General features: G+C 43.6%; 21 protein-coding genes and 1 other RNA gene. 6 read left to right on the forward strand and 16 right to left on the reverse strand.

The window, feature by feature from the left end; genetic code table 11:
• Positions 1-10: 10 nt before the first annotated feature.
• The 7 genes from FFM64_RS03130 to FFM64_RS03160 all read right to left on the reverse strand — a co-directional run bounded on the left by FFM64_RS03130 (position 11) and on the right by FFM64_RS03160 (position 9,145).
• Positions 11-2,008: an ABC transporter ATP-binding protein/permease gene (locus FFM64_RS03130; RefSeq protein ID WP_137606546.1), complete on the reverse strand. Its 1,998-nt coding sequence runs from the start codon at positions 2,006-2,008 to the stop codon at positions 11-13.
• A gap of 272 nt (positions 2,009-2,280) precedes the next feature.
• Positions 2,281-2,472, reverse strand: a complete 192-nt coding sequence (locus tag FFM64_RS03135; RefSeq protein ID WP_137606547.1) for a hypothetical protein — start codon at positions 2,470-2,472, stop codon at positions 2,281-2,283.
• Positions 2,473-2,828: 356 nt separating this feature from the next.
• Entirely contained in the window at positions 2,829-4,178 is a 1,350-nt protein-coding gene (locus tag FFM64_RS03140) for a glucose-6-phosphate isomerase (protein ID WP_137606548.1), read from the reverse strand.
• Positions 4,179-4,401: 223 nt separating this feature from the next.
• Positions 4,402-5,259 (reverse strand): GRP family sugar transporter, encoded by an 858-nt coding sequence (locus tag FFM64_RS03145; protein ID WP_137606549.1) that lies wholly within the window; start codon positions 5,257-5,259, stop codon positions 4,402-4,404.
• A 227-nt stretch (positions 5,260-5,486) separates the two neighbouring features.
• Entirely contained in the window at positions 5,487-6,668 is a 1,182-nt protein-coding gene (locus FFM64_RS03150; protein ID WP_137606550.1) for a class I SAM-dependent methyltransferase, read from the reverse strand.
• Between the two features lie 234 nt (positions 6,669-6,902).
• Positions 6,903-8,420 carry a sensor histidine kinase gene (locus tag FFM64_RS03155; protein WP_137606551.1) on the reverse strand — a complete coding sequence of 506 codons (1,518 nt, stop codon included), beginning with the start codon at positions 8,418-8,420 and terminating at the stop codon, positions 6,903-6,905.
• Positions 8,417-9,145 carry a response regulator transcription factor gene (locus FFM64_RS03160; RefSeq protein WP_137606552.1) on the reverse strand — a complete coding sequence of 243 codons (729 nt, stop codon included), beginning with the start codon at positions 9,143-9,145 and terminating at the stop codon, positions 8,417-8,419. The genes FFM64_RS03155 and FFM64_RS03160 overlap by 4 nt, the downstream gene beginning before the upstream one ends.
• A 281-nt stretch (positions 9,146-9,426) precedes the next feature.
• Between FFM64_RS03160 and FFM64_RS03165 the strand changes: the two genes are divergently transcribed.
• The 5 genes from FFM64_RS03165 (at position 9,427) to ssrA (ending at position 12,540) form a co-directional block, all read left to right on the forward strand.
• Entirely contained in the window at positions 9,427-9,876 is a 450-nt protein-coding gene (locus FFM64_RS03165) for a LytTR family DNA-binding domain-containing protein (RefSeq protein WP_137606553.1), read from the forward strand.
• Positions 9,873-10,319 carry a DUF3021 domain-containing protein gene (locus FFM64_RS03170; RefSeq protein WP_137606554.1) on the forward strand — a complete coding sequence of 149 codons (447 nt, stop codon included), beginning with the start codon at positions 9,873-9,875 and terminating at the stop codon, positions 10,317-10,319. The genes FFM64_RS03165 and FFM64_RS03170 overlap by 4 nt, the downstream gene beginning before the upstream one ends.
• A gap of 46 nt (positions 10,320-10,365) precedes the next feature.
• Complete coding sequence (locus FFM64_RS03175) at positions 10,366-10,998, forward strand: pentapeptide repeat-containing protein (RefSeq protein WP_137606555.1); 633 nt, start codon at positions 10,366-10,368, stop codon at positions 10,996-10,998.
• 180 nt (positions 10,999-11,178) lie between these two features.
• Positions 11,179-12,105 carry a DMT family transporter gene (locus tag FFM64_RS03180; RefSeq protein ID WP_137606556.1) on the forward strand — a complete coding sequence of 309 codons (927 nt, stop codon included), beginning with the start codon at positions 11,179-11,181 and terminating at the stop codon, positions 12,103-12,105.
• A gap of 66 nt (positions 12,106-12,171) precedes the next feature.
• Positions 12,172-12,540, forward strand: a transfer-messenger RNA (tmRNA) gene (ssrA, locus tag FFM64_RS03185).
• A 195-nt stretch (positions 12,541-12,735) separates the two neighbouring features.
• Here ssrA and FFM64_RS03190 read toward each other — a convergent pair.
• From FFM64_RS03190 to FFM64_RS03220, 7 genes are all read right to left on the reverse strand, one after another.
• Positions 12,736-13,290 carry an ECF transporter S component gene (locus FFM64_RS03190; RefSeq protein WP_137606557.1) on the reverse strand — a complete coding sequence of 185 codons (555 nt, stop codon included), beginning with the start codon at positions 13,288-13,290 and terminating at the stop codon, positions 12,736-12,738.
• 93 nt (positions 13,291-13,383) lie between these two features.
• Positions 13,384-13,704, reverse strand: coding sequence for a hypothetical protein (locus FFM64_RS03195; RefSeq protein WP_137606558.1), 321 nt, complete (start codon positions 13,702-13,704; stop codon positions 13,384-13,386).
• Positions 13,705-13,961: 257 nt separating this feature from the next.
• Complete coding sequence (locus FFM64_RS03200; RefSeq protein ID WP_137606559.1) at positions 13,962-15,137, reverse strand: MFS transporter; 1,176 nt, start codon at positions 15,135-15,137, stop codon at positions 13,962-13,964.
• Between the two features lie 97 nt (positions 15,138-15,234).
• Entirely contained in the window at positions 15,235-16,002 is a 768-nt protein-coding gene (locus tag FFM64_RS03205; protein ID WP_137606560.1) for an NrtR DNA-binding winged helix domain-containing protein, read from the reverse strand.
• Between the two features lie 60 nt (positions 16,003-16,062).
• Positions 16,063-16,224 (reverse strand): hypothetical protein, encoded by a 162-nt coding sequence (locus FFM64_RS03210; RefSeq protein WP_137606561.1) that lies wholly within the window; start codon positions 16,222-16,224, stop codon positions 16,063-16,065.
• 460 nt (positions 16,225-16,684) lie between these two features.
• Complete coding sequence (locus FFM64_RS03215) at positions 16,685-17,557, reverse strand: alpha/beta hydrolase (protein WP_137606562.1); 873 nt, start codon at positions 17,555-17,557, stop codon at positions 16,685-16,687.
• 25 nt (positions 17,558-17,582) lie between these two features.
• Positions 17,583-18,479, reverse strand: a complete 897-nt coding sequence (locus FFM64_RS03220) for a C40 family peptidase (RefSeq protein WP_137606563.1) — start codon at positions 18,477-18,479, stop codon at positions 17,583-17,585.
• Positions 18,480-18,641: 162 nt separating this feature from the next.
• Between FFM64_RS03220 and FFM64_RS03225 the strand changes: the two genes are divergently transcribed.
• Positions 18,642-19,106: an Lrp/AsnC family transcriptional regulator gene (locus FFM64_RS03225; protein WP_137606564.1), complete on the forward strand. Its 465-nt coding sequence runs from the start codon at positions 18,642-18,644 to the stop codon at positions 19,104-19,106.
• 42 nt (positions 19,107-19,148) lie between these two features.
• Here the strand turns inward: FFM64_RS03225 and FFM64_RS03230 are convergent, their stop codons facing one another.
• Together FFM64_RS03230 and FFM64_RS03235 are read right to left on the reverse strand one after the other, a co-directional pair.
• Positions 19,149-19,382: a hypothetical protein gene (locus tag FFM64_RS03230; protein WP_137606565.1), complete on the reverse strand. Its 234-nt coding sequence runs from the start codon at positions 19,380-19,382 to the stop codon at positions 19,149-19,151.
• A gap of 118 nt (positions 19,383-19,500) precedes the next feature.
• The gene (locus FFM64_RS03235) at positions 19,501-20,094 is read right to left on the reverse strand and encodes a TMEM175 family protein (RefSeq protein ID WP_137606566.1); all 594 of its coding nucleotides are present in this window, start codon (positions 20,092-20,094) and stop codon (positions 19,501-19,503) included.

A 20,094-nucleotide genomic window follows, 5' to 3' on the forward strand; every position in this document is an offset into this window, starting at 1 on the left:
CTCACTTCAATTATTCATGTGACAGACTTTCAACTGGATCAAGTCGTGCAGCCATGTGAGCCGGTGCTAAGGCCGCCAACAAACTGATAACAACACTGACAGTGACCCCTCCGAGCATCGCTGCGCCAGAAATCCGCACAATTGGATATTTAATTAAACTATAAACGGCCGCATTCCCCAAGGCTTGCCATAACTGACCAAAGATCAAGCCGACAATCGCTGCCAGTACCCCAATGGTCAACGCTTCTGCGAAGAATAAGTGACTGATATCACGTTTACGCGCACCCAAGGCCCGTAAGACCCCAATTTCACGGGTTCGTTCTGAAACACTGACATATAAGACGACAATAATCATGATGGCCGAAACCAATAGTGCAATCCCAGCTACCCCTGTTAAGACGTTAGTTGCCAATCGAATATAAGTGTTCAATGAATCAACCAAATCACCAATTCCTGTATAATTAAACTTTTGCTTCTTGTCACTAGTCTTAAATTGCTTGATTTGATGTTCAACTGCCTTAACGTGCGATAATTTGCTGATTTGGACAATCGTAAAGTTTGGCCGGTAGGTGACATTTTGTTTCTGATACATGGCTTTTAAAGTCTTCGCTGGCACAACCATTGAAAGGTCATTACTACCTGTAATCCCACTAACCTTCAGATTACGATTAATTGTCACTGCCGTATTTTTATTATCAACAGCCGACAATTTGACCGTGATCGACTTATTCAAAGCCTGCTTGTAATGCTTAGTGCCAACCAACTTTTTAGCCAATTTGCGACCAATCAAGACTTCATTACCTTTTGGCCGCTTACCTTGTTTGATAGTCTTATCCAAAACAGTGGTATTGTCTGTTTGCAAGGAAGACGTAACCGTTTTCTTTTGATAACCAGTTGTCGCAGCTGCTGAATAATAACCGAGCTTAGCAGAATCAACATAATTGAGCTTGGCTAATTGCTTAGCCTCACTTGCTGTCACTTGAGCATTCTTTTCAGCAGTCGTCTGAGTCTTATTGACTGCGGCCTTATACTCAGCGGCCGTCTTCGCATCTTTTTGATCAGCCGGATCAACAGCCTTGGTCTTCTTCGACACCTGTACCGCGGTTGGGTTCACCTGTGACGTAATTTGATGATTCATGTAGTTTTGAATCCCACTACCGAGACCAAGCATGACCACAATACTACTGATCCCAATCGATGATCCAAAGATAATGAGCAGGTAACGCAACCACATCCGACGCATGTGTTGCATCGACATTTTAAACATCTGGCGAAAACCTAGCGTCCGATATTTAGTCGGTTTCTTAGCCACTTCGTCAAATGGCGCCCCGATCACTAATTCGTCATGAATTTGACCATCATCTAAGTGAACGATCCGTGTTCCATAGTCTGCCACTTCTTGCGAGTGGGTTACGGTAATCACCAATTTACCCTCGGCAGCGATTGAATAGAGAATATCCATAACTTCTAACGTATTCTGACTATCCAATGCCCCAGTTGGTTCATCAGCAATGATAATATCTGGATCACTCGCTAAGGCCCGCGCAATAGCGACCCGTTGCTTTTGTCCACCAGATAATTCATTTGGATATTGATGAGCTTGTGGTTCCAGTCCGACCCGTTTCAGTAACGAGGCGGCTTTTTTCACTTGTTCAGCATGTGACTGTTTTGTCATCTTTAATGAAAGCAAGACATTATCTAGGACACTTAAATAACTAACCAGATTAAAGTTTTGAAAGATAAAACCAATTGTTTCACGCCGATATTCTGTCAGACGTCGTTCGTTCATGGAACGGAGCGATTCGCCCTCAATTAACACGTCCCCTTCATATTGATGATCCAACCCACCGATGATATTCATCAAGGTCGATTTACCCCCACCAGATTCACCTAAGATAGAGATAAATTCCCCGCGATCAAAATTCAAATTAATGCCCTTTAATATCACATTTTCGTGGTGATTTAAAGTGTAGGCTTTATGAATATTATGTAGTTCTAAAAAGCTCATACTAGTTCCTCCCATGATTTATTTCGGAGTACGTCCCCACTGATCATTTCCTCATTTATACCATGCGATTAATAGTGAATGATGTAAAGCATTATCGAATACCAGGGGTAACGATTTATTCGTGGGACGTTCCAACGTCAAATCCCTTTAATGACAAGGTTTTTACGCCAATCATCCAACCAAAAATGCCACCATTTAGACATCAAACTAAGTTGATATATCTAAACGGTGACATTTTTTAGATGTGTTTTTAACTCGTAAAAGTAATCACATTATTTCAAAAAACTTTTCTTCGCAACAATCCGGTAGATGGCATCACTCAGCCCAGTCACAAACACCAAGATCAGCCCAGCATACTGTAACCAAGGTGCTGCTTGCTGAATGCTAGCAACTTTACTCCCTAGACCAAACATGATTAGTCCAACAACAATGACGATACTCTCAATAATATTTAAAGTTTTCATGTCCATACTCCTTGATTGACGTGTCCTGATTGTTAAATCATCGCACGGTCACCGAACTTTTGCAACTGGGTTAAAACTTAAGCTTGCTGTTCCACCACGGTAATAATCAGACTATGGAAAATAGTCAAATACTGCCGCTTCTGGATGTTACCGCTATCATGCGGACGAGGGACCGTACTTTGGCTGGCGCCGTCCCCACAGCACACCGCTTCTGGCTGACGGAGCACTGAATTTGGGCAAGTCTACTTTAGACGTAACAGTTGCTAGTAATGCTTTTAACCTTTAGCCTAACAACTAAAAAACGTCCTCAACACCGAGATGTTGAAGACGCTCAAATTTTTTAAATTTTATTGTGCTTATTTAAGGCGTGAGGTTAACTTCTTAGTTAATTCTTCGTAGCCTGGTTTGCCAAGTAAAGCGAACATGTTGTTCTTGTAAGCTTCGACACCTGGTTGGTTGAATGGATTGATCCCGTTCAAGTAACCAGAAATAGCAACAGCTGATTCGAAGAAGTAAATCATGTAGCCCAAGGTGTAAGCATCTTGGCTAGGAATGTTAACGACCATGTTAGGAACACCGCCATCAACGTGGGCCATAATAACCCCTTCAAAGGCTTTGGTGTTAACTTGTGCCATCGTCTTACCTTCAAGATACTTCAAACCATCAAGGTTTTCAGCTTCTTTAGGGATGTCAACGTCACTAGTGGCGTTTTCAACTTTGATGACAGTTTCCATCAAGTTACGACGACCTTCTTGGATATATTGACCCAATGAATGTAAGTCAGTCGTAAAGTTAGCTGATGATGGGTAGATACCCTTTTGGTCTTTCCCTTCGGATTCGCCCATTAATTGCTTCCACCATTCTGAGAACATCGCCATATTTGGTTCGTAGTTTTCAAGAATTTCAGTAGTATAGCCCTTCCGGTATAAAATGTTCCGGAAAGCAGCATATTGGTATGCTTCGTTCTTAGTCAAATCAGCATCACTGTATTGACTGCGACCATCAGCAGCACCCTTCATTAATGAATCGATGTCGCCGCCTGAAACAGCAATTGGCAATAAACCAACTGGGGTCAAAACAGTGAAACGACCACCAACATCATCAGGAATAACGAATGTTTCGTAACCTTCAGCGTCGGCTTCTTGCTTCAACGCACCACGTTTGCGGTCAGTTGTGGCAAAAATACGGCCTTTGGCAGCTTCTTCACCATACTTAGCAATTAACTTTTCCTTGAATACTCGGAAAGCGATTGATGGTTCAGTCGTTGTCCCAGATTTTGAGATAATGTTAACAGAGAAGTCACGGTCACCGATCATGTGCACTAGATCGTTGACGTATGAAGGTGAGATAGAGTTCCCAGCAAAGACAACTTGTGGGAATTTACGGTCTTCACGTGAAAGTGATGACCAGAATGTTTCATGTAAGAATTCAATGGCTGCCCGGGCGCCGAGGTATGAACCACCGATCCCGATTACTACTAAGACATCTGAGTCTGATTGAATCTTCTTTGCTGCCGCTTTGATGCGGGCAAATTCTTCCTTGTCGTAATCTGTTGGTAAGTCAATCCAGCCGCGGAAATCATTTCCGGCGCCAGTGCCTTCACGCAGCTCCTTGTCAGCAGCTGTGACCATAGCTTGCATTTCGCCAAGTTCGTTATCATGAACGAAGTTAGTTAAATTAGAGCTGTCAAATGAAATGTGTGCCATTTATTATTACCTCTTCCTATACATATTTAACAACTCATATTATACAATACGAGCGAACCTAATGAACAGCGCTTACCTCGCTTTTTCGTAAATTTTCGCGAATTATGTAAAAAATAAGCAAATTTATAGCAAAAAAAAGGCGCTGATAACGAAAAGTTATCGCGTCTGATTACGTTTTGACCCATAAAAAAATAAATTAACTAATTTTCAAATAATACATTGCCTAAGCCTTCATCAAAGACAGCGCAATCCCACCTATGATGACTAAAATCGACCCGATGACGACGTAAACCATTTCACGTTTCGTCTTATGCTCGCCTAACAGATAAATACTCCCGAAAGTTGAAATCACAATTCCCATCTGTGATAGTGAATATGCGATTGCTTGACCGATCTGGGCCATCGCCATAAACATGAACAAGTTACCAACGCCCCATACAAGGCCGGTAACGATGTTACGATACGTTGCTTGGTCTTTCCAAGGCTTATCTTTAAAGGACCAGATTAACGCCCCAATCAACATCCCGACGGCTTGTGGCATTACGACCGCCTGTGCATTCACATTACCATAATGCACAACAATGGTGTAACCCGCGAAACCAATCGTCGAGATGATTAGTGCCCGAATCCCAACGCCCCAGCTTTCAGAAGCGCGCCGGTTCGGATCTGAACGGTCAGTCAATGACGTCAGAACGGCCCCAGTAATCAAAACAATGACTGAGATTGAGCCAATCCAGTACATGTTTCCGTGCCATTCATTAAATAGCAATACTCCGGCTAAGGCATTGGCCACTAACTGCATCCCAGTTGACATTGGGGTTGTCCGTGAAATCCCAATCGCCTTCATTGACGTGAATTGTTGTCCCTGACCAACACTCCAGAATAACCCGGAGATGATCCCAGTCACCCAGACCGCCGTAGTTAAGGATGGTTGTTTCACAATCCAAAGAATGAGTCCAAAAACCAAAGCACCCATTGTCATACCAAGGGTCTGTTGCCGCGCAGAACCACCCATATGACCACTAATTAAGCCGATACTACCCCACGCAATCGCAGGAATCAGTGCAATTAGAATTCCCATTAATCATAATCCTCATTTCTATTTTTTCTCTCGTGCCTAACGACAAGAAATAATTTTATCAGGAAAGTAACCGTTTTACCAGCGTTAAATAGCGTTACAGGCTAGAATATAATTATTTTTATATTTTCATGAATTCGTTTTCTTTATCAATAGAGACCGTTTTCAAGTACTGAAAACGGCCTCCAAAATACGGTTTAAATTTTTTTTATTTACGCAGTTATTTTGGCCTATTTATCTAATGTTAAGACCAAAACCTTTAAATAGTTACTTGCAAGATATGCCTTGCGCGTCACAAAATCTTCTGGCAAGCGCAACGTTTCAGTAACCGTATAAGTCCGATCACTACCAATGAAGGCATCGTCAACAGCTTCACTGAAACGCTTCATGGAGAAATTATTTGCAGTCGTTGCCACGACCAATTGACCATCACGACGGACCGTTGGTAAAGCTTGTGCTAATAAATCAGTCAAATCCATTGCCACTTGGAACTTTTGCTTCTTCACCCGGGCAAAGGTTGGTGCGGTCACAACAACCACATCATAACTTAAATGATGCTTAGCCGTGTAATCCAAGTAATTTGGCACTTCAATCGTCCGAATTTCATGCTTGTCGGGGTCAATGTTATTCATTGCCAATTGTTCAGCAGTAGCAGTGGCACCTTTTTTAGTCGTTTCAATTGAAATCGTCTTGGCAGCCCCAGCGACAGCGGCAGCCGCAGTGATTCCATTTTCCTGGCTAAATAAATTCAAAACCGTTTTACCTTGTAATTCGGCACTTGCAACCCAATCACGAATGGGACGCATATCAAGCAAGAGACCGGTCGTCAAATCATCTGCCAAATGAACGGGGTAAGTCACTTCACCTTCAGTAACCAATAATGGTTCGGGGGCAGCAGTCCCAGTCACGAGCTGACTCTTCAAGTTGGCTTCACCAACGTTGAAACGTAACTTCGCATACAGTCCTTTAAATTGATGATCAGTGGCCGTTTCAAAAGCGGCATAAATCATTTCGCGTTGTTGATAAACGCCTTCTGCGTACCAAGTGAAGACATAATAGTCATCATATCGATCAATCGTGACACCACCCAAGCCATCACCAGCCGCATTAAACACCCGTTGTGGGACGCCAGCTGGCATCGTTGTTTGCCGCCGTACCAAAGCCGTTTTAAATAATTTGCGGAAATAATCCACCGTTGGCGTTTGGGTTTCGTCCACACTCAAGACCCAGCCGAGTTGGCGACGATGCTTCGCAATTAAGGCATAGCCCATGAATTGCGTGCTAGCCATTAAGGTTACAAATGAGCCATCCGTCAATTTCATGCTTGGATCTTTAAGGTCATCTTCAACTAATAAGGGATAACCATCCTTAACTTTCCGTTGAGAATTCCCGGTAATTTGTACTTTTTGCATAGTTTGTTGCTCCTATTCGTTCAATTCTGGCGAAACTAGCCGCGACCTTTTGCGGACGGACCAGTTTCTACTTATTTATCTAAAATAGCGGTAAATCGCTGTTCACAGCCATGTTAAGAGTAACATACTCACGGCTTGAGCGCGACCAGTAGTTCACGTCTCACGCTATTAATGAGACAAGCAAAAAGTGGCTCAAGTAAACTGCACTCAAACCACTCGCTATCAAACCACTATTTAATCTTCAATAATTGGTTTATCAAAGCCCTCATCTGGGAATGTCACGGTGAAGCGTGTTCCTTGATCCGGTTCACTTTCAACTTCAATCGTCCCACCATGTTGCTGGACCAATTGATGTGAAATCGCTAACCCTAAGCCAGATTCACCATACTTGGTGTTTTTCCGCGATGGGTCAGCCTTGTAGTACCGTTCCCAAATATTCTTGACCTGATCCGGCGTCATGCCAATACCATGATCTTGTACGACAACAACCGTGGTATGGGGGCCACGACTAGCCGTCACTTCGATAGTTCCCTGCTGGGAGAACTGGATGGCATTTTGCATAATGTTAAATAACACTTGGACAAAGCGATCGTAGTCCGCCCAGACCGGTAATGTTTCTGGTGTGCTGAGCTCAAATTGATCCTCAGAAGCAGCTGCTTTCTTTGTGAGTTGTTCAACTAAGTTATGCAAAACTTCGCTTCCATCAAAATTGGTCTTGTTCAATGCAATCTGACCGGTGCGAATTTTTTCATAATCCAAGTTTTCGTTAACCAAACGAATCAAGCGTTTAGTCTCATTTTGCATCAATTCGATTGAATGTGCCTTATCCTCTTCGGGAATCGCATCATAGGCGAGTCCTTCCAAGATTCCGTTAATGGTCGTTAGCGGTGTCCGCATTTCATGAGCCGCATCCGCCATAAACTCTCGACGACGTTTCTCTTGGCGTTTAATCTCTTCATTAGAAGCTCGTAGTGAACTGACCATGCCATTAAAGTCATCCGCCAAATCGTCAATTTCATCTTTATGATTACTATCCACGTGGATATCAAAGTCACCACTTGCAACCGAATGCGTCGCATAACGTAGGCGATTAATTCGCCGAACCGAGTAACGCGCAAGGATGTAGCTGAGCAGTAATGCGGCAATCCCGGAAACTAGCAACGCAATAAACAAGTTATTTTCAATCTGTTGCTCATTAGCTTGCAACGTCTGTTCAAATGACCCAATCGAGATTGCGCCGACAAACTTTTTAGCCGTACCATTTTTATAGAACAACGGTACCAGGACGTCAATGGTCCGTAGTGCCGGCGTATTGACCGGCCGATCATGATTACGTGACTTGAACGAAACATGTGGTGACTTCGTAATAGTCTTATTCTGTTTCAGCTTCTGCCAGTCCTCTGGTGAGATGCTGGGCGCATAAAAAGACCCGTTCGGCATACTATCCAAGCCAATTGAGGTGGGGTAAACGACCCGTTTGTTGGCATCGTATACCGAAAAATGAATGTTTTGATCACGTAAAATTGCAGTCCCATCATTTAGAAACTGTTGGTTAAACCCCACGACTTTCTTGGTTTGCGTGTTATACCGAATCGCTTCTTTTTCGATACTCGTCGCATACTGTTGAAGTTGTTGCCAAGAGTTTTGGTAAATCATGGTTTTAGTCGTTCGGATAAACGCAAATCCCAAAACGACAATTACCGTGATAATAACTGCGAAAAACGCCAGCATTTGTTGGTAAATCAGTTTCATTTAGCGTCAAGGCCACTGTCATCGAACTTGTAGCCTACCCCCCAGACCGTTTGAATAATTTGAGGACCGGCTTTTTCAATTTTCTGACGTAATTTTTTAATGTGCGCATCAACCGTTCGTTCGTCACCATAATATTCATAATCCCAAACTAATTGGAGTAATTGTTCACGTGAGAAGACTTGGCGCGGTTTTTGAGCTAACGTCTTCAGCAAATCAAATTCCTTCGGCGTCAAGTCTTCAATCTGCTTGCCAGCCAAGTAAGCTTCACGCGTCTTCGTATTTAACTTAAAGTGATCCGTTTGCACATCAAAGTCACTGATGGCATCATCCGCCTGTTCGGCCGGTGCTGCCTTGCTTAAATCGGCGCGCCGATGTAAGGCTTTAATCCGTGCAATCAATGTAATTGGGGAAAATGGCTTGGTGACGTAATCATCCGCGCCCATTTCCAATCCCAAAACTTGGTCACTTTCGGAGTCACGCGCCGTCAGCATAATAATTGGTACAGTTGGTGAAGCCTTGCGAATATCTGCACTAACCGCCATGCCGTCTTTTCCTGGCAAATTAAGGTCCAACGTAATCATGTCCCAGCTATCAACATCCTCATTGAACATGTCAACCGCTTCATTCCCGTCATACGCGAAATGGGCATCCCATTGTTCTTTCTTAAAAAACATCGCCATCATTTCTGAGACGGATTTGTTATCTTCAATCATTAATAATTTCATTTACATCGTCCTCCAAGTTTATCGGTTTAATGACACGATAAATTCAGTTGGCATCCGGTGAGTCACCAAACACTCAACCCAAGTTTAATCATACCCCACTTGAGGTTAATTATCAGTGTTAGTATATCAAGAAATTTGTAACAAATCGTGGTTCAATTGTGAAAGAAATGTGGCGATAACCACTTAGTCCGCTAAAGTGACCAATTGGCTGTCATCGCTAGTCAACTGATCCACCCACCATTTATACTGATGCTATAACCAGTTAGAAGGAGTGCGAGATAATGAAAATCACGTATGATCTATCCGTCAAACTCTTGTCAACATTTGTCACGATCCACACCGCCCACCAAGATGCGCAGACCAATGCGCTTGCTCAAGCTATTCAACAAGCCGCCGAGCCACTGACCGTCATCGGGCACAGCAATAAGCGACGGCGCGCCATTCCGATCTATACAATCAATCGTTGTTACCACGAAGGCAAACACGTTTATTGTGAGCTGGTTGATGATTCTGAGCGCTACCAACTATCACAACCCATTTATCAGCTCGCCGACCTGCTTCCTACCAATCTATTTTTACGGGTCTCACAGTCAGAAATTATCCGAATTGCTTTTATCAAAAATTTCAGTCTAACCAAGGCTGGCATGTATCAAGTCAACCTTCGTGACGGCACGACGACCTTTGCGTCACGCCGTTACACTCAGAAGTTAAGAAAGGACGTTTTAAAATGACTAAATTACTAAAACTCATTATGCGCAGTGCCACAATCGGCATCACGATTGGTTATCTAGTTGCGCTAAGCTTTTCCGAGATTTATCAGACACACGATTTTGTCCCCTCCGCGTCGGCCTATGTCACTAGTTTTTCATCACCATTAATGGCAACCTTAACTTCCACCGGGCTTTGGGCCATGATTGGAATCGTCTTCGGTCTGGCTAGCCTAACATTTAAACGGTCAAGCTGGAGTATTACTCGTCAAACCGTCGTCAACTTCTGCCTCACCTACCTGGGATTCACCCCACTAGCCATCTTATGCGGCTGGTTCCCACTTAATGTGCAATGGCTCCTGAGTTTTACCGGCATTTTCATTCTCATGTATGCTGGTATCTGGCTTAATTACTACCTGGCAAACTATCACGAGGTCAAGCGTCTCAATCGCCTCTTAAAAAAGTAGTCACTTCCTGCTATATTAATATAGGAATAAAAAGGAGCGACTCTCGATGCAAACACCTAGAATTAACTTTGCTGGTTTAAGTACTACCGATTTTCGTGAAATCTACACCAATGAAGATCAACTACTCACGAATGCCTCAGTAACTGATCAACTTATTGCAACTCAAAACGCCGAGCACTTCATTATTGAACAAAGCCAATTTAAAAAAACGACTTTTTCAGCAGATAACTTTTTTCGGATTGAAGTCACAGATGTTATTTTCAAAGATTGTGACCTCTCCAATTGTCAATTCGAAAAATCGAGCTGGTACCGCGTCCAATTTATCAATTGTAAATTAGTCGGCACAACTTTTGATCACAGTCTTTTTAAAGCCGTCAGTTTTGACAACTGTAACCTCAACTTTGCCAATCTAAATGAAATGAAACTGGTCAATGTGACCGCCAAGGACAGTCAGCTGACTGAAATCAACTGTATGGAAACGAGTCTCAAAACAGTCCATCTCACCGATTGCAATCTGAATAATGCCGATTTTACCAACACACCGCTGAATAATAGTGATCTGCGTCGCTGTGAATTTGACGCACTCCGAGTACAACCAATCGACATTCGCGGTTGCCGCGTCTCTGCCGCCCAGGCGCTCTATTTCGCAAACCAGTTTTTAGCGTTACGCATCGACTGACTTGTTAGAGCTATAGTCTACCCTAAACTAATAACTTCATGATAATTGCGTGAAGAATCACTGACGTCACCGCTTATGTTGACTAAGCTTTGTTATAATGAAAAACGCTGGTTAATTTTCAGAATAAGGGGTGTCATCAATGATTTTAAAAGTTACACGTGACGGGGAGGCACCTGTCCAATGACGCGCCAACATCATTTACGCGGGGTCTTACTCGCGAGTATCGCTTGCATCCTCTGGGGGATTTCCGGAGTAGCAGCTAGTACCCTTTTCATCAATAATGCTCACATCACGCCACTTTGGCTCACACAAATTCGAATGATTAGTGCCGGCATCATCATGTTGGCTTGGGGGCAGTTAGCTGGGACTAAGCCACTCGCCATTTGGCATCAACGGCATGATACGTTTCAGGTCATCTGCTACGGTTTGTTAGGTCTGATTCCGGTACAGCTCTGCTACTTTGAGGCAGTTAAGTTCGGAAATGCGCCCATCGCAACCATTATTCAATTTCTAGGACCGTTTATTATTAGTGCCTATTATTTCTTATTTAAGCATACCAAGCCGCACCGCGCCGAAGCAATCGGCATGTTGATGGCCTTCGTTGGCACACTGCTAATTGTGACTCACGGCCATCTGAATAGCCTAGCCATTTCACCGGTCGTGCTCTTCTGGGGTGGCCTGTCGGCAGTTGGCGTTGCCACCAACACGTTGATTCCACGACCGTTATTGCCGAAATATGGCGCTTTGACCGTTACTGGTTGGGGATTATTAATTGCCGGGATTTTTCTAATGTTTTTGAAACCAGCTTGGACCATCAAGCTAAGCCTAACGCCAACTGAATGGTTGCTGATTGCAGTCATTATTCTCTTAGGGACAGTGGCACCATTCTTCATGTTTGCACGGAGTTTAAATGATATCTTGCCGACCACAGCGAGTTTGTTGGATGCCTTTGAACCACTGGCCGCAACAGTTTTTTCTGTGACTTTCTTGAACGTTCAACTGACCGGCTTTGATTTATTTGGTGGCGTCCTGATTATCCTTGCCGTCATGGCACTATCGATAAATGTTCGCAAGATGATGGCCTACCTGCACCGTCAAACTGACTGAAAACGATACAAACATATTAGTTGGCAGTGCACTGGCACTATGCTAAACTAAATATGTATCGAATTTGGGGATGTTCTGGATTCGACAGGTATAGTTTGAGTTCGGATTGCGATTCGTGGTTGTGCCACGTAAAACCACTCAGTTTATTTATAACTGCAAAAAATAATAACAATTCTTACGCTTTAGCTGCCTAAACAGCGCTAACCGTAGATCCTCCTAAGATCGTCCATGTCTTAGATCTGGGTCCTAAATTTAGTGGACTTACGCTCAATGCTCACACCTGAAGCAACGAGAAGAGACTAATCGGGTTAGCTGTTACTGGGTGCCCTGACATACGGCGTTTGTAATGGCGAATTTCAAATAGTATGCATATGATCGTAGATATTCGAAAGGCAATATGCTTGGACGCGAGTTCGACTCTCGCCATCTCCATAACAGTTAGTCACCTACCAGAACAGGTGCGCAGGAATGCCGGTATGACGGCATTCCTTTTTTTTGTTTTAAGAACTGATAAGAAGCATTTGGAACACTAAAGGAAACATTTTGGAAACATCCTAAGCTTAAAAATCAGAATAGCCAAAGAAGCAGCACCTCCCCAAAACGGGAAGTGCTGCTTCTTTGTTTGCTCACTCAGCTAAACCGTTTTCGACTAAAACCAAGTTGAGCCAGCAATTTATAGATTAATGGGACTAATACAAAACAGGCTACCGAATTGATAGTTGCTGCTAATAGACTTGAAAAAGCCCCAATCATCGCAACCTTCAGGGACGTCCCAGCCATTAACGCAACAATCACACCGTTGCCCCACGACGTGATAATTTTAATCACACCGGCAGCTAATGAAACCACGTACAACTTCGACAAGTGTTGTTCATCATAACCCATGAGGCGGAAAAACAAACTAACCGTGGCGGCTAAGATAAGTGCCTCTAAAACGGTTAACCACGATGTGGCAGCATAGCCATTCAGAATATCAAATAATCCAAGCCCAATTGCACCAGCAGCGGCACCATAGCCAAATCCCAATTGCATGACGGCGATAACTGTTAGTATGTTACCAAAGTGAATAAACGGTCGACCTACAATTGCGGGTAACGGAATTCGTAAAATACTAATCCCAATAAAAATAATTGCAGCAAACAGTCCCGCAAAAACAATCTTTCTCAATTGGACATTTTTTCCCATAGGGCACCTCTTTCAACAATTTACTAATTTCATTTTAATGCAATTGTCAGTAAAATCATAGTCCTGTTTTCCAGGTGCCACTCACGCCTAGCCCTAAGAACGATCACGTCTCAAAGACATCAGTTGTCCGGGTTGCGCTGGTGATGTCATCACTAATTGAGTGACGGCTAATAAGTCGTAAGCTGCGCGGGGCATCTGGTACTCATGGCAAAATAAATAGTAGCCCAGATCTACGCCGATTTGACGCGCCACTGCCGCACTATCCCCTGTCAGCTGGAGACGATGTCCCGCTCGCCGCACTAACCGTTGCAACACCGGATCTCGCCGAATTTCAACATTTGCGCTCGCCAACATTAACTGTGACCGCAAACGCGCACTCTGCTCAGCCTTCACACGTAATTCCGCATTTACCATTTTCTTCACCCCGCTCATATTATCGGCTTAATCATAGGTGTTATTTATAGGACTCGCAACCCAATGCACCTCTAAAAAGGCCCATCGAACGGGGATTTTATCGAATGATAAATGAATTTATTGCCATACATTCACGACTCATCAGTCGTTGTCGAACAACTGCCGAACATCAATCCATTTGAAAATTATATTACGAAACTATTTTGTCATAAAAAAAACTTGGATAATTAATATCCAAGTCTACATTTGAAACAGTGTTAACGATCTTCATCGTGCAGACCGACCAATAGGACGATAACGCCAATAATTAGCGCACCGACAAAGACCATAAAAATTGCTGGAATCTTGAAACCAACTGCAATTAATGACCCTACAAGGTATGGCCCGATGGTTGCGCCAATTCGACCAATGGATTGGGCAAAGCCCATCCCCATCCCACGTACAGACACATCAAATTGTCCAGGTGTAAAAGCAATCATAATTCCCCACGCACCTAATGTAAAGAACGATAACCAAGCACCACTAATGAGAATCATTGTCTCCGTCGTGGCGGTTCCAAATGCCCAGGCACTCAGCATCGTGCCCAACAAATAAACAGTCAAAACGGCCTTGCGTGGTAATTTGCCGATTAACCAAGCCGCTAAGTAGTAGCCAGGTAATTGTGCCAAGCTCATGAGCACCGTGTAACCAAAACTATGCACCACGGAAAAACCGCGCATCACTAGTACACTTGGTAGCCACAAGAACATGCCGTAATAAGCGAACATGATTATGAACCATAACGTGCTCAAACAGAACGTCGCACGGCGGTACTGCGCTGACCAGACTTCTTTCAGTGCTGGCCCAAAACCAAGTTTATTAGTTTCCTCAGTGAGTGTCTTTTCAGGTAAATGCCGTCGCATTAGTAGCGCATAAAGCCCCATCAAAGCAGTGATGAGCACCGTCACTCGCCAGCCAAATTTCGGCATAACCACAAATGACAAGATTGACGCCAGAATCCACCCAAATGCCCAAAAACTATCAACTAAGACTAACATCCGAGCCCGTTTCGTTCCGGTAAAATGGTCGGCAATAATCGTTGCGGCTACTGGTAATTCGCCCCCAAGACCAATCCCAGTAATAAAACGGACCGCTAAGAACCAACCCACGTTTGGTGCCATCGTCAAAAGCAAATTCCCGAATGAGAATAATAGTAACGTCATAATCAAGATTGGCTTACGACCGATCTTATCAGCTAAGTAGCCACAGCCTAAGGCCCCAATCATCATCCCTAACGAGGTCACCGCACTGACCGCACCCATTTCACTAGCGGACAAGTGCCAACTTTGCTTAATCACTGGCATGATAAATGACAGTAACGCCACATCCAAGGCGTCAAAAAGCCACGCCGTCCCAATTAATAATAAGAGCTTATTACCCTTTACTTCCATTATGCCAATCCCCCATGATTGTCCTAAATAACAGCACTGTTTGATTTAGGTATTTTATACCTTTAAGGTGCCATCAGATTACCATGTGATTTTTTGACTGTCAACTGCGGGTCTTCAAAGTATACACTTTCGCCGGTCGACCAGAAGCCTGTTGATGAGCTAGACCAATTTCGTTAAAGAGATGGACATGTGTCTTGCGAAAATTTGAATTATCAATGGCACTCAACGGTTTACGCAAAATAATCGCATACAGTTCACGCGCCTGTTTCAGCGTAAATTGCGGACCAAGCACTAACAAAATCGTGGGCGCATAATCCAAACGGTTACGCACGCGAATTAAGGCGGTTCGTAAAATCAACGTATGATCTGCCGTTAGACCATTCTTCGTCACAAATGGGGCTTGATCCTGATAATAAGTTGCTGCCGGAACCGTCTCTGGTAGTCCTGTAAACGTTAAGTGATGTCCTTGTAAATTATAACCTTTAGAATCTGGACAAATTGCGAACCAGTCAACTGCCCGGGCCCCATAGCCTGGAACTAGTTTGGGCATCGTTGGTAAATAGACCATATAGGTCAGCGCCAGTTCACGATCACCCGGCCCACGATGAGGATTCGTAAACGTCGCCAACTGTTCGGTATGCCCAATTGGCAAACGTAAGCCTAACTTTTCACGGACTAACCGCAGTGACGCAGCATCTGCACTTTCATCTGCCCGTAAATAAGTGGTCGGCAAACCCCAGGTGCCTTGAAATGGCGCCTCTGAACGCTGTAATAATAGTACCAGCAATTGTTGCGTGGTTGCATCAAAACTCCAGATCACATTCGTAATACTGATCAAGGGGCGATTAACGACTTGATTGCCACTCATATTGAAACCATCTCCTACAAAAAGGCCACGACAAGTTGCGTCGTGGCCTACCGTTATTTTTTAATTCATTTGTAAAGCTTGTACGGTCCAGCCATTGATTGCTGACTTTTCGATAATCGCTTTTTTGATTTCCCAGACATCCGCCTTGATGTAGCGTTGTCGAGCGGTCATTAACGGAATATCGGAATAAACCTGTTGACCTTTATTAATTGTTACGCGCATTTAATTACGTCCTTCCCTAATGCTCAGGAAATTTGGTAAATAATTCTGTGTATTGATACTGGGGCAGAGTACTTTATACTAAAAATTACTTTCTTCAAAATCTGAGATGCTTATTTAAGCCATGGTTCGGTTGATCCACATATCCCGAACCAAGTATTAACTCTAACATACTCCCCCATCTTTAGCTAATGGTTTGACCTTGAGTTTGATTTTTCTTAAACTTTTCAATCAAATCAGAGTTGTTAGCGTTGTCATTTTGAGCTAATCGCTATAAACTTGAGATGGTTAATTAAGGGGGTACTAGTCATGCGCAATTATAAAACTTTAGTTTATGGCGGCATCTCAGCTGTTTATCTTGTCGCTTTGTTCGCCCTATATCACTTGATTCGCTTAGCTTATTTTATTTTCTTCCTATAATAAAAGCGCTGACCCTCAAAAAGTCAGCGCTTTATTTGTTCGCTTAACGATGCCACAAATAATTATCGACCGCTAAAGCCACTTTAGGATTTTCATGTAATTGGCTATGTTGTGCCTTTTTACCATGGAAATCTTTCTCAGTGTAAGCCACCTGACGACCACGTAATAGATACTTGATTGACCGCGCCGAAACATTCGTCACGAAACCATCCTCATTGGAACCATCGTCTAAATTACCAACAATATTGAGTAAGTGAACGCCCTTAGGGAAGTTGGTCCGTTTGGCAACCAGTAATTGGTAAGCCGCGTGTAATTCCGCAGGTTTCCCAGAAGCTAAAAAGCTATTTTGATTGGCGACATCGTCCTCACCAACAACCCCATCAAACGGCCCGGCAATCGTCACTAACTTATTCACTTTTGGGAAGCCACTAGTCTGCTTGGTCATCAACATATTGACACTCGCCACACAACCAGCGGAATGGGCCACGATGTTATACGACTTGAAAGTATGTTGGGCTTTAACTGCACTAATCACGGCAGCCAGCCAAGCACTCTGTTGATCATACTGGGCTAAATTATTTTTAAAAACCACCTGAATAATTGGATTCCGGGTGCCATTTTTCCAACTGCCGTTCAGGCTAATCGTCCCATCAGTCCCAACGGTCGCCACGATGACCTTATGTGCATGCGCCGTTTTTTCAGCGTGAGCAATCAGCGTATTGGTCGATTTAGCACTACCTTGGAACCCATGAACATAAAACGTTGGCCGCTGACTCGTCACGTATGGTGACTGAACTGTTTTCGTACTGGCACTTGTCGCCGACTTAGTTGCTGGTGCTGATTTACCACAACCACTTAACCCAACGATCACTAATAATCCTAGACATAGCCATTTTATTAAACTTAACTTGCGCACTTTGATGTTTCCTCAATCTCCTTAATTAGGCCCAATTTCTTCTAATCTGGACTAATTCATCTTTTAAATATGTTGCTGAAAGCTGTAAATACGTCACGTGCTTCCCAGGCGTCGGTGAATGCAACAGCCAACCATCACCTGCGTACAACGCGACATGATGTAAAGCGCCCTGGCCCTGTTGATGCGCAAAGAAACATAAATCACCCGGTTGCGCATCAGTTAACGCAACTTGGGACCCATTAAATACTTGGCCACTCACATCACGGGCAAGCGTTACCCCCAGACAACGATGCAAGCTGTAGACAAAACCGGAGCAATCAAAACCATACGCACTGACACCACCCCATAGATAACGCAAATCTAAGAACGCGGCGCCTAATTTCACCAAAATTTCGCCACGGGTTAAATCCGCGGTCGGAAAATCAAATTGGGTCGCACGCTTAGCGACCTTAGCCGGCCCCAATGGCGTTTGAACAAGATCATACATGGCTTCTTTACTAGAAATAACAGCTAGTTCAGTCCCTAAACTTAACTGTAGCAACGTACTACCATCTGGACGTAACAATGGTGTAAACGGTCGTCGAATCACCACCGTCGCACCAGTTTGGACCGGTAATTCGGCGGTGGACAAGTGTCCTGCCCATAGCCACCCCGGATAACCTTGCGGCCGTTGCGGGTCTTTTTGGGTCATGACATAACCATACACCCAGCCACCAACCTGCCGCTCAATGAGCACCGGATCATTGAATACCGCTTGCGTCACCGCTAAATTCCCTTGTTCTAGCCCGAGCGTATCAGCATCCGTCATCTGACCAGTCCAAGTACTAAGGCCCTCTAAATCAAGGGCATGGGCATCAATTGACCGTAAGCGTGGCTGCCGCCAAACTGTCGTCACTGCTGCACAAACATGCGCAATTTGCATGTGACCGCCTCCCTTTTAACAATTATTTCATAATCGTATTTTACCCCCAATGATATTCAACCGTAAAGTCGCTATCCTTTCTTTGTAAAGTTAAGGCTAACATTAAAAAATGCTGTGAAAGTATGCTATGATATGACTAATATCTTAGGAGGCGTTTTGGCAATGGATAAAACCGACTTAAAAATTCTGAACGCCTTACAAGCGGACGCTCGGATTTCGCTCAAGGCTTTGGCAGATCAATGTTTCATTTCTTCACCCGCCATTTCAGCGCGAATTACTCGACTCAAAAGTAGCGGTATCATTCGTGACTATCAAGCGAACTTAAATTATCAAAAACTAAATTATCGGATTAAGGCCTACATTCAATTACAGCTTGAACCAACGCAAAAAGAACGGTTTTACCCGTTCGTCGAAGGCGTTCCGAATATCTTGGAGTGTGATTGCGTGACGGGTGAATATTCCCAAATTCTGAAGGTCATCTTTGAATCAACACAGGAACTGGATGATTTTGTCAATCAATTACAGACTTTTGGTAAAACCAGCACCCAGATTGTCTTTTCAACCAGTGTTCCCAATCGTGGCTTCGAATTGCCAGCGGATCATGATATTAGTCATATTGTCGATTAAAAAAAATTTGAGTTCTCCCACATGAGAGACACTCAAACTTTTTTAGTCTGGATACTGATTCATCACATAGATTGCCAGCGTCCCGGTTAACCATAATCCGACTAATGGCAACAAAACGAGTGCGCCAAAAGTATACCAGCCAATGACCCCCATAAAAAGGATCTCAATACTGTGTACCATCACTAATAATTGCAAATAACCGCGGTATTGCCATTGAAACAGCATTCCAATTAGAAAAAGTCCTAACATGACACTGTAAAATAACGAATGTCCCATTCTGTCTAACCCCTTTTTTGAAAATTAGCGCTGAATTTTCAAGCTGATTTCATTTTCACGGAATTTGACTGGCGACACAATCGAGGTAAAGTAAATCTTTAGTAACTTTTTGGTAAACTCAGGCAACTTGATCACTATCAGTGGTCGTAAAGACGGCCATGATAATTAATTCAATCACCGTAAAGACCAGTGACAGTGGCGGCCAAACCAAGAGTACCAATGCAGCCATTGCAAGGGTAACTAACCAGAACCACCAACTTGTATGTAACCGATAAACTAGCATCCGACCAATTTTCGCACTCACTTCCGGATGCTTACTTTGATTGGCAGCGATAATGGCATGCGATAACACCACATAAGCAACGGCCCACAGGACAAAAATTAAAAAGTAAAATAATTCCGGTTGTGGTTTGGTAATAAACCTCCCAGCCCAAGCCGTTGCCACGGGTAACAACGACATTGAAAGTAACCACAAGTTATTCAGCCAATAGATTTTCTTCGTGACGCGCTTCGTCAAAGTAAACATATAATGATGGTTATACCACGCGACTCCGATAAATAAGAAACTAATCAAGTACGCAGCTAAATAACTGCTATTTTCCGCCAACGCAGAAAATGTCGGTTGCTCCGGTGTTTTAAATTCCAACACCATAATCGTCATCACGATTGCAATCACTGCATCCGTAAACGCTTCTACCCGTCCTTTGTTCAT

Origin of the sequence: Lactiplantibacillus daoliensis, from assembly GCF_005405005.1 — a bacterium.
In the GTDB taxonomy this organism is placed as follows: Bacteria; Bacillota; Bacilli; order Lactobacillales; family Lactobacillaceae; genus Lactiplantibacillus; species Lactiplantibacillus daoliensis.

Coding starts and splice junctions, on each gene's coding strand:
- FFM64_RS03130 (WP_137606546.1), bottom strand. CDS start 2,008: ATGAGCTTTTTAGAACTACATAATATTCATAAAGCCTACACTTTAAAT.
- FFM64_RS03135 (WP_137606547.1), bottom strand. CDS start 2,472: ATGAAAACTTTAAATATTATTGAGAGTATCGTCATTGTTGTTGGACTA.
- FFM64_RS03140 (WP_137606548.1), bottom strand. CDS start 4,178: ATGGCACACATTTCATTTGACAGCTCTAATTTAACTAACTTCGTTCAT.
- FFM64_RS03145 (WP_137606549.1), bottom strand. CDS start 5,259: ATGGGAATTCTAATTGCACTGATTCCTGCGATTGCGTGGGGTAGTATC.
- FFM64_RS03150 (WP_137606550.1), bottom strand. CDS start 6,668: ATGCAAAAAGTACAAATTACCGGGAATTCTCAACGGAAAGTTAAGGAT.
- FFM64_RS03155 (WP_137606551.1), bottom strand. CDS start 8,420: ATGAAACTGATTTACCAACAAATGCTGGCGTTTTTCGCAGTTATTATC.
- FFM64_RS03160 (WP_137606552.1), bottom strand. CDS start 9,145: ATGAAATTATTAATGATTGAAGATAACAAATCCGTCTCAGAAATGATG.
- FFM64_RS03165 (WP_137606553.1), top strand. CDS start 9,427: ATGAAAATCACGTATGATCTATCCGTCAAACTCTTGTCAACATTTGTC.
- FFM64_RS03170 (WP_137606554.1), top strand. CDS start 9,873: ATGACTAAATTACTAAAACTCATTATGCGCAGTGCCACAATCGGCATC.
- FFM64_RS03175 (WP_137606555.1), top strand. CDS start 10,366: ATGCAAACACCTAGAATTAACTTTGCTGGTTTAAGTACTACCGATTTT.
- FFM64_RS03180 (WP_137606556.1), top strand. CDS start 11,179: ATGACGCGCCAACATCATTTACGCGGGGTCTTACTCGCGAGTATCGCT.
- FFM64_RS03190 (WP_137606557.1), bottom strand. CDS start 13,290: ATGGGAAAAAATGTCCAATTGAGAAAGATTGTTTTTGCGGGACTGTTT.
- FFM64_RS03195 (WP_137606558.1), bottom strand. CDS start 13,704: ATGGTAAATGCGGAATTACGTGTGAAGGCTGAGCAGAGTGCGCGTTTG.
- FFM64_RS03205 (WP_137606560.1), bottom strand. CDS start 16,002: ATGAGTGGCAATCAAGTCGTTAATCGCCCCTTGATCAGTATTACGAAT.
- FFM64_RS03210 (WP_137606561.1), bottom strand. CDS start 16,224: ATGCGCGTAACAATTAATAAAGGTCAACAGGTTTATTCCGATATTCCG.
- FFM64_RS03220 (WP_137606563.1), bottom strand. CDS start 18,479: ATGCAAATTGCGCATGTTTGTGCAGCAGTGACGACAGTTTGGCGGCAG.
- FFM64_RS03225 (WP_137606564.1), top strand. CDS start 18,642: ATGGATAAAACCGACTTAAAAATTCTGAACGCCTTACAAGCGGACGCT.
- FFM64_RS03230 (WP_137606565.1), bottom strand. CDS start 19,382: ATGGGACATTCGTTATTTTACAGTGTCATGTTAGGACTTTTTCTAATT.
- FFM64_RS03235 (WP_137606566.1), bottom strand. CDS start 20,094: ATGAACAAAGGACGGGTAGAAGCGTTTACGGATGCAGTGATTGCAATC.